We start from the raw sequence: 9,251 nt of genomic DNA on the forward strand, positions 1-9,251 counted from the left end.
GGATGAGGAAGAACGCCTTCTCGCTGACCAGTGCAAATAGCAGCAGAATCGTCGAGAACCCGAAGATTCCGAGTACGGCGTACGTTGGCGTGCGGTTCGACGGCGAGACGTGCCGCCAGACGTGCGAGAACGGCAGCATGTTGTCGCGGGCCATCGAGTAGGTCAGCCGGGTGGCGACCAGGATGTTGGCCAGGATGCACGCCATCACGTTGGTCAGGGCCACGGCGACGACGATCTTGCTGATGACCGGGCCGACCTGCTGGGTGATGATCTCCTCGATCGGCGCAGCGGATGCGGCCTGAACGGCGTCTGCATTCTTGATCGCGAGCACGTAGACGACGTACATGCCGAACTCGATGACGATCGAGGCGGTCAACGCGTAGAACATCGTGCGCGGAATGACGCGGCGCGCGTTGACGGTCTCCTCGGCGATGTCCGCACTGGCCTCCACTCCGATGAGCCCGAAGAAGGGGCCGAGCGACGCGGCCAGCCAGGCCAGGACGTACGGGGTACTGCCGTCAGACGTGCCCCCGGTGAAGAGCACCGAGACGGATTGGTGGTTGTCCGGCGAGGAGAAGGCGACGATCGCGACCAGAATCGTCGCGCCGACGGTGATGACGAACTCGAGGCTCACGCCGATGTTGTTGACCATCGTCGCGAACCGCACGCCGTACAGGTTGATGAGCATGCAGACAGCCATCACGCCGATCGCGACGAGGATCTGCGCGGTCTGGCTCATGTTCCAGCCGAACAGGCTGCCGAGGTAGCCGGACAGAATGAAGCCGACACCGGTCATGCCGCAAATCCATCCGGCCAGCGCCAGCACGCCGGTGAACAGCGCCATCGTCGAGCCGACGAGGCGACTGGTCCACTGGTACGAATAGCCGGCCAAGGGGATCTTGGCGGTCAGGTCCGCGGCGATCAGCGTCCAGATCACGAACACCGCGGCGGCGAGCAGCAGGGTCCAGACGAACGGGCCGCCCGCGGTGAAGTAGCCGGCGCCGAAGCCGGTGAACACCGCCGTGGTGGCGCTGATGGTCGCGAAGCCGATCGCGAACGAGGCCAGTCGGCCGACCGAGCGGTCGAGTTTCTGCGTGTAGCCGAACTGCGCCAGTTTGGCGTCTTCGTCGCCTGCGACGGAACCACTGGCGACGGGTGGTAGAGGCGATGCGGTGTCGGTCATCGAATGCTCCAGGTCAGAAGGTCGATCGGGTCCACGCGCTCGTAATCGAGTGAACCGAGACAACCGCACGTAAGGGCCACCGCGGAAGTTCCAAATTCTGATCTACTGATAAATCCAATTTATGAGTAGTGGGATTGATCAGCGCTGAGGCGCGGGCCGGTCCCTAGGAACGCGGGCCGGTCCCTAGGAATAGGTCGCTGGCCGCTCCACTGCCTGGCCCTCCTCGAAGCTCCATTCGTCGTGGACCTGCCGGATGAGCGCGGTCGCATCCTCAGTCAGTCGCGCGGGATGCCAGGCGAGTGCCGTGTAGTTGCGTCGCCGGTCGACGATCGGCACGTAGGCGATGCCCTGGCGGTTGTAGAGGCGGGCGCTGGCTTCGCTGGTGAAGCTGATGCCCAGACCGCGGGCAACCGTCGTCGTCTCCTCCTCGTAGGTGGCGGCGACGGCGGCGATGGTCGGCGGCGTGCCGTCGCGTGCGTCCATCGCCATCCAGTAATCGCGCCACCGACCGGCGCTACCCGGCGCCACTACGATCGGGTCGTCCAGCAGCTCGGCGATGGTCACCTCGGCGCGCCCCGCGAAGCGGTGGTCTCTCGGGAGGCAGGCAACCCAGTCCTCCGAGTCGAGGATCAGCATCCGGTGCTCGGGAAGGTCTACCGGCGGTCTGATGATGGCCACCTCGGTGGTGCCGTCGGCGAGACCGGCGGTCGGGTCGGAGAAGTCGAATTCCTTTGGTTCGACGGTGATTTCGGGATATGCGGCCTCGAAGTGCCGAACCAGTCGGAACAGCACGTCGGCACCGGTGCCAATGAGGTACCCCAGCCGGATGCGACGGTTGCGCCGCGACAGCGCGATCAGGTCGTCGACCGCCGAGTCGACGGTGCGCAGCGCATCGAGGGCCACCGGCAGGAAGGCTGCGCCGACGTCGGTCAGCGCCACACCGCGGGTATTGCGCCGCAACAGCGTTGCACCCGTCTGGTGTTCGAGCTGTTTGATCGCCGTCGACAGCGCAGGCTGGGTGATGAACAACTTCTCGGCGGCGCGCCGAAAGTTCAACTCCTCGCCGAGGACGACGAAGTAGCGCAACTGACGAAGGGTGACCCCGTGGTCCTTGCCGCTCGTGGGTGACCTCCGTCCAATGGCCCGCGAGGCGATGATAAGCGCGCCCTACGGATCGCGGGGCAGTCCCAGCAATCGTTCGGCGATGATGTTGAGCTGCACCTCGGACGTGCCGCCGTAGATCGTGGTGGCCCGGCCCGCCAACAGGTACTCGGCCCACTTGCCGGAGAGCTGCTCGGAATCGCCGACGGCGCCGTCGGTGCCGAACGACGACACCCCGAACTCGGCGTAACCCTGACCGGTCTTCATCGACAGCAGCTTGGAGATGGCCGCCGCGGGCATGGGGTCGCCGCCTGCCAGGGTCAGCAGCGTCGAGCGCATGTTGAGCAGCTTGGCGGCATGGCCCTCGGCGATCAGCCTGCCTGCCTCGTTCTGTTCGATCTGGTCGAACTGGCCGTCCTTGAGGAACTCGACGAACTGGTCGAGGCTGGCCAGGAACGGCGGCTCGCTGCTGCCGATCGACACCCGCTCGTTGGTCAGTGTATTGCGGCTGACCTCCCAGCCGCGGTCCACCTCACCGAGCACCATCGCGTCCGGCACGAACACGTCGTCGATGAAGACCGTGTTGAACATCGCGTTGCCGGTCAGCTCGCGTAGCGGCTTGACCTCGACTCCCTCGCTGGCCATGTCGAGCAGGAAGTAGGTGATGCCGCCATGCTTCGGCGCCGACGGGTTGGTACGGGCGAGCAGTGCGCCCCACTGGGAGTATTGCGCGCCGGTGGTCCAGATCTTCTGGCCGGTGATCCGCCAGCCGCCGTCGACCTTGGTGGCCTTGGTGGACAGGCTGGCGAGGTCGGAGCCTGCGCCGGGCTCGGAGAAGAGCTGGCACCAGATCTGCTCGCCGCGGAACGTCGGCGGCAGGAAGCGCTGCTGCTGCTCGTCGGTGCCGTAGGCGACGATCGACGGGATGATCCACGCGGCGATGCCCATCTGGGGCCGCTTGACGCGGCCGCTCGAGAACTCCTGCGCGATGATGATCTGCTCGACGGGGGTGGCGGCGCGGCCCCACGGCTTGGGCAGGTGTGGGCTGACCCAGCCACCCTCGGCGATCGCGGTGACGCGCTCGCCGCTCGAAAGTGCTTTCAGCGCAGCGACTTCCGCGCGAATTTCCTCACGCAGCTTCTCGGTGTCCTGGTCGAGGTCGATGTCGATCGGTCGCATCCCGGTGGAGGTGGCGACGTCGATCACCTGCTGCGGGTAGTCGGCGGCGCGGCCGAAGAAGGCGGCCAGCACGATCGCGCGGCGGTAGTAGACGTTGGTGTCGTGCTCCCAGGTGAAGCCGATACCGCCATGGACCTGGATGCAGTCCTGTGCGCAGTGCTGGGCGGCGACGGGCGCCAGGGTGGCGGCGACGGCGGCGGCGAACTCGTAGGCGCTGGTCTCGTTCGACTCGTCGATGGCGCGGGCGGCATCCCACACCGCTGCGGTGGCACGTTCGGTCTCGGCGATCATTCCTGCGCACTTGTGCTTGATGGCCTGGAACTGCCCGATCGGGCGGCCGAACTGTTCGCGGATCTTGGCGTACTCCGCGGCGGTGTCGGTGGCCCAGCGGGCGACGCCGACGCACTCGGCGGACAGCAGCGTCGACATCAGGGCGCGGGCCCGCGTTCGGCTGAGGTTGGACAGCACGCGGTCGTCGGCGACCTCGACGGCGTTGGCGCGGACGTGCGCAAGGGGGCGCAGCGGGTCCACGCTCTTGACGGGTTCGATCTCCACCTGATCGGCATCGATGACGACCCATTCCTCACCGCTGTCGATGGCGACGGGCAGGACCAGGAGCGACGCCTGCGCCGCGGCAGGAACGGCGCGGACCTCGCCACGGATGACGAGGCCGCCGCCCTGGCGGGTGGCGGTCAGGCCGGAGTCGATGGCGTAGGCGCCGATGGTCTCGCCAGAGGCGAATCCCTCTAGGAGCTTGTTCTGCGGATCGTTCGCCGAAATCAGTGCGCTGGCGATCGCTGACGGTACGAAGGGGCCGGGGACGGCGCCGTAGCCGAACTCGGCGAGCGTGATCGCGAGTTCGAGGATGCCGAAGCCCTGCCCGCCGACGTTCTCCGAAAGGTGCAGACCCTGCAGCCCCTGGTCGGCGGCGGCCTTCCAGTAGGTCGGCGGGTTGGCGATCGGGGTCTCGAGGGCTTCGTGAAGCACCTCGGATGGGGCCACTCTGGCCACCAGTGAACGGACCGAATCGGCCAGGTCGTTGTGCTCGGAGTTGATCGCGATGGGCATGTCTTGCCTCCTTGGAAAGCCTCGCCTCGCTGCGGCATCTAGATGCGCAAAAGAACGAGCCAATTAACCGGTCGGTTGGGATCGAGGGTACCTGGGCCTCAGGAGTGTTTGACCGCCACCGCGTTCACCAGGTTCACCAGGTCTCGTCCGGTGTGAAGTGGGCAAGAACCTTCACCGCCACCGCTTCGCGATCCACTTGGCGATGGTATCGGCCTGCTCACTGCGGGCACCCGGCGTCGTGAAGTAGTGATCGGTGTCGATGGATCGGATGGCCTTGTCGGTACTTGCGAGGGCATCGTGAATGCGTTGCGCGTCAGACGGATACACACCCGTGTCCTGCTCGGCGTTGATCACCAGCGCCGGGCAGTCGATCCGGGCCAGATGCGGTTCCGCGCCGGTCTGTGCGATGCGCAGGCTCCACATGCCCAGCCAGCCGCGCAACGTGCAGGAGGCGGCGATACCGTGGGCCGACCGGTTGGCCTTCACTGGAAGTCCGGCATAGCAGGTATTCGGTGGCCGCTTCGTGGGCTCCAGCGTCGGATCGACCATTCGTGGGTCGGCCCAGGTCCGCAGCACCGTGAACGGCCGGTCCGAAAAGCCCGCGGCGCGAACGCGATCCAACTCGTCGACGACCCAGTCGGTGATCCGATGGTTGCGGGCGGTCTGCGCTGCGCGGTACCGCTCGATGAAGTCGGCCGAGTACGGCGGCCCGTTGCGGTAGTCGAAGATGTCGAGGTCGGCATCGGCGGCGACGGGATCGCTCTCGTCGACCACGGATCCGTCCATCCAGGCCGTGAGCACCTCCGGCCTGCCGGGGTGAGCGGCGCTGGCAACGTAGCCGTCGGCGGGAAGCAGGTCGTCGAGACCGGCCGCGGGCCGCATCCCCTTCAGCGGCGTGACGTGTGGGTCGACGGCCTGCGCCTGATAGGCGGCCATCAACGAGCCGCCGCCGGAATTCCCCAGCAGAACAATGGTTTCGATGCCCTGTACCTCTCGCAGCCATCGCACTCCCACCCCGATGTCGACCAGTGCGTGGTCCAGTTGGAAGCTGCTCTCGTGGCCGCGGAACCGGGTGTTCCAGCCGAGGAAGCCGATCCCCCTGGTCGCCATGTAGTCGGCGAGGTAGTGCTCGGCGAAGTCGATCTGATAGTGCGTGGCGATCATCGCCACCTTCGGCTTGCGGCCCATGCCGCGGTGGTAGATGCCCTGACAGGGATGTCCGCCGGAGCCGGCGCGACGGGCGGTGGGGGAGTCCACCCCGATGAACTCCCTGGTCACGCCGGGGGTGCCGGCCAGGGCCTTCCTCGTCACGACGAAACCTCTTCGTGGTAGATGGTTCGGTAGAAGACGTCGGCCAGGGTGGCGATGCACGCGTCGTCGTCGACGGGCAGGGTGGCGCGGTCACCGCTGAGCTGCGTGTAGCAGAACTGATTGAGCATCGACACCATCGCCACCGCGACCAGGTGGGGATCGTCCCCGGCGGAGAACCCTTCGCGCTGAGCTTGTTTCACCATCGCGGTGATCAACGATATCGGCAGCTCGCAGATTTCGGACCAGTACTGCGCGAAGTCGTCGTTGATCATCGCGAGCTGCGAGACGCCGATCATCTCGGCCAGCCGGTGGCGGTAGGTGTTCCAGTGTGCGGCGACGGCACGGTGGGCGCGTTCGCGGTTTTCCAGATTCGGCTCTGCGGCCGCCTTGGCTCGCTCCCGCGCTTCGTCGCGGAAGCGCAGCGCCCATTCCCGGACCATCGCCTCCTTGGAGTCGTAATAGTTGTAGAAGGAGGCCGTCGACCTGCCCGCCTCTGCGGCGATGTCCGCGATGGTGGTCGCGAGGATTCCCTTGCGCGCGATCACGACTCGTGCGGCGGCGTCGATGGCCGCCTGGGTCTGCCTTCCCCGCAACGTTGGCAACTGCTCGCGCGGGGCGACCGTCACTGGCGACCTTTCCGATGATTGAAGACCCTCGATCTGAATCTGATGTTAGATTCAGATTTGTTCTTTGACCAGACCGGAGTGCAGCCATGATCAAGCCCGACAACGCCAACTCCGAGTTCGAACTCGGCGGCATCAACCACGTCGCACTGGTGTGCGCGGACATGGCGAAGACGGTCGACTTCTACACGAACGTGCTCGGCATGCCCCTGGTCAAGTCACTGGATCTGCCCGGTGGGATGGGGCAGCACTTCTTCTTCGACGCGGGCAACGGCGATTGCGTCGCGTTCTTCTGGTTCGCCGCTGCCCCCGATGGAGTGCCTGGTATCTCGGCGCCCGCGTCGATCCCCGGAATCGGTGAGATCGTCAGCGCCGTCGGGTCGTTGAACCACCTTGCCTTCCACGTGCCCACCGAGAAGTTCGACGAGTACCGGAGGCGCCTGAAGGAGAAGGGCGTTCGGGTGGGACCCGTGCTCAATCACGACGAGAGCGCCGCACAGGTCTCCGCGACACTGCATCCCGGTGTGTACGTGAGATCGTTCTACTTCCAGGACCCGGACGGCATCACCCTCGAGTTCGCCTGCTGGACCAAGGAGTTCGGCGAGAGCGATACGACGACGGTGCCGAAGACGGAGGCGGACCGGCGCCCGCCCGTCGGCGCAGACCGTTAGCTCCCATCGAGATCGCGAACCGCCAGCGCGTCGACCATTCGGGTCAGCTGGTCGACGAGCTGACCCTGCTCCATTCGGATGTCACCGGACACCCATGCGCTGATCGCCTGCCCCACTCCGCCGACCACGAAGTGCGCGACGGCCTTGACCCACTCGTGCTGCGGCAACTGGTACGCGCTCGTCACGTGCTGGCCCGACAAGAGCGCGAAGACGCCGCCGACCTCGGCACGCTTGCGTGCCAAGACCGCGTTCGACAGTTGAGGGTTGAACAACAGTCGCCCGACGCGGGCGTCGCTCGCGATCGTGCGGACCAGGTTGGCGATGCCCGCCCAGTTCTGCTCGTCGCGGGGCGCGGCGGCGACCGCGGCCTGCGTGGTGGCGGCGATGTCGGCGATCACCCAGTCGTAGACCGCCGCCACCAATTCGTCCTTGTCGGTGAAGCTCTCGTAGAAGTACCGCGCCGACGTCTCGGCCTGGCCGCAGATGGCGCGGACGGTGAGATCGGCGGGATGGTCGGACCCGCCGAGTAGCTCCAGTCCTGCTTCGAGCAGTCGGCGCCTGCGCTCCGCGATACGGTCGCGGGCCTCGACGCCGCCGTACGGCCTGGGCTGAGCCATCGGACCATCTTGACACCCGTCAGGTGTACGGGGCAATATCAGGAAACACACGTTCTCAGATTTGCGATCGGGGTTGACCATGACGGTCGGTGACAGTCACGTCGAGCGTGCGGTGAGCGCACCCGCCATCTCGGCAGGGCGCCGCGGTGCGCGCAAGCGCCGGAGCGGCCCCACCGTCGACGAGGGGCTGCTCGGCGTGGCGCTGCTCCTCGGCCCGGCGAACGTCATCATGCAACTGGCCAGGCCGGGGGTCGGCTACGGGGTGCTGGAGAGTCGCGTCGAAAGTGGTCGCGTCGACCTTCATCCGATCAAGCGGGCGCGTACCACGTTCACGTACCTGGCCGTGGCGGGCAGCGGCACCGACGAGCAGAAGGCCGCCTTCCGCCGAGCGGTCAACGGGGCGCACGCACAGGTGTACTCGACCGACGAGAGCCCGGTGAAGTACAACGCGTTCGACAAGGATCTGCAGCTGTGGGTCGCCGCCTGCCTGTACAAGGGCGCCGTCGACTCCTACCGCACGTTCGTTGGCGAGATGGACGGCGAGACCGCCGATCGGCACTACGCCGACGGCATCACGCTGGGCACCACGCTGCAGGTGTCGCCGGAGATGTGGCCCGCAGACCGCGCGGCCTTCGATGCGTACTGGCAGCAGTCACTTGCGAAGGTCCACATCGACGACACCGTGCGCGAGTACCTCTACCCGATCGCCGCGAGCCGTGTGCGCGGGGTGAAGCTGCCGGGGCCGCTGCAACGATGGTCCGAGGGCTTTGCCCTTCTCATCACGACCGGCTTCCTGCCGCAACGCTTCCGCGACGAGATGCAGCTGCCGTGGGATGCCCGTCGTCAGCGTCGCTTCGACGGGCTGATGCGGGTGTTGCGTATCGCCATCCACCTGACGCCGCGCTTCGTCAGGCAGTTCCCGTTCAACGTGCTGCTCAAGGACCTTGATTGGCGGATCAGGACCGGTCGCCCGCTGGTGTAGGGCTGTCAGCATCCCGGCGTATGGTCGCTGACGTGCGAAGCGATGGCGACACCTGGGACATCACGACGAGCGTTGGGTCGACGGCCCTGTTCGTCGCCGCGGCAAGGGCATTGGAGGCGCAGAAGGCAGAACCTCTGGCTCTCGACCCCTTTGCCGAGGTCTTCTGCCGCGCGGCGGGCGGCGAATGGGCCGACGTGCTCGACGGTATCGGGGACAGCGGTGTCGATGCCGATGGCGCCGGTCGGCTCCGCTCCGAGTTCGGCGCGCACTTCGTGTCGTTCCAAGCTGCCCGCACCAAGTACTTCGACGCGTACTTCGGGGCAGTGGCCGACGCCGGAGTCCAGCAGATCGTGGTGCTCGCGGCGGGCCTCGATTCCCGCGGGTACCGGCTTCCGTGGCCCGATGGCACCGTCGTCTACGAACTCGACCAGCCTCAGGTGCTCGAGTTCAAACGGGACGCACTGACGCGCCTCGGCGCCACCCCAACCGCAGAGCGGCGCGAGGTCGCCGTAGACC

The 9,251-nt window shown here is 66.6% G+C and carries 9 protein-coding genes; 3 read left to right on the plus strand and 6 right to left on the minus strand.

Annotated elements, in window-relative coordinates; translation table 11 throughout:
- From ACRDUX_RS05010 to ACRDUX_RS05030, 5 genes are all read right to left on the minus strand, one after another.
- Positions 1-1,183 (minus strand): amino acid permease (locus ACRDUX_RS05010; protein ID WP_526411606.1); only part of this gene is annotated, 1,183 nt, incomplete at its 3' end.
- 183 nt (positions 1,184-1,366) lie between these two features.
- Positions 1,367-2,269, minus strand: coding sequence for a LysR family transcriptional regulator (locus ACRDUX_RS05015; protein WP_526411607.1), 903 nt, complete (start codon positions 2,267-2,269; stop codon positions 1,367-1,369).
- 81 nt (positions 2,270-2,350) lie between these two features.
- Positions 2,351-4,531 carry an acyl-CoA dehydrogenase family protein gene (locus ACRDUX_RS05020; protein ID WP_526411609.1) on the minus strand — a complete coding sequence of 727 codons (2,181 nt, stop codon included), beginning with the start codon at positions 4,529-4,531 and terminating at the stop codon, positions 2,351-2,353.
- Positions 4,532-4,702: 171 nt separating this feature from the next.
- A complete protein-coding gene (locus ACRDUX_RS05025) occupies positions 4,703-5,827 on the minus strand; it encodes an alpha/beta hydrolase family protein (protein ID WP_526411621.1) in 1,125 nt (374 codons plus the stop codon).
- Between the two features lie 11 nt (positions 5,828-5,838).
- Positions 5,839-6,468 (minus strand): TetR/AcrR family transcriptional regulator, encoded by a 630-nt coding sequence (locus ACRDUX_RS05030; RefSeq protein WP_526411611.1) that lies wholly within the window; start codon positions 6,466-6,468, stop codon positions 5,839-5,841.
- 86 nt (positions 6,469-6,554) lie between these two features.
- On the opposite strand from ACRDUX_RS05030, the gene ACRDUX_RS05035 reads away from it, so the two are divergent.
- Positions 6,555-7,136: a VOC family protein gene (locus ACRDUX_RS05035; RefSeq protein ID WP_526411613.1), complete on the plus strand. Its 582-nt coding sequence runs from the start codon at positions 6,555-6,557 to the stop codon at positions 7,134-7,136.
- Here ACRDUX_RS05035 and ACRDUX_RS05040 read toward each other — a convergent pair.
- Positions 7,133-7,753 (minus strand): TetR/AcrR family transcriptional regulator, encoded by a 621-nt coding sequence (locus tag ACRDUX_RS05040; protein WP_526411615.1) that lies wholly within the window; start codon positions 7,751-7,753, stop codon positions 7,133-7,135. The genes ACRDUX_RS05035 and ACRDUX_RS05040 overlap by 4 nt on opposite strands.
- 79 nt (positions 7,754-7,832) lie before the next feature.
- On the opposite strand from ACRDUX_RS05040, the gene ACRDUX_RS05045 reads away from it, so the two are divergent.
- Entirely contained in the window at positions 7,833-8,735 is a 903-nt protein-coding gene (locus tag ACRDUX_RS05045; RefSeq protein ID WP_526411617.1) for an oxygenase MpaB family protein, read from the plus strand.
- Between the two features lie 32 nt (positions 8,736-8,767).
- Positions 8,768-9,251 (plus strand): SAM-dependent methyltransferase (locus ACRDUX_RS05050; RefSeq protein WP_526411619.1); only part of this gene is annotated, 484 nt, incomplete at its 3' end.

Source organism: Mycobacterium sp. (assembly GCF_050701675.1).
Classification (GTDB): domain Bacteria; phylum Actinomycetota; class Actinomycetes; order Mycobacteriales; family Mycobacteriaceae; genus Mycobacterium.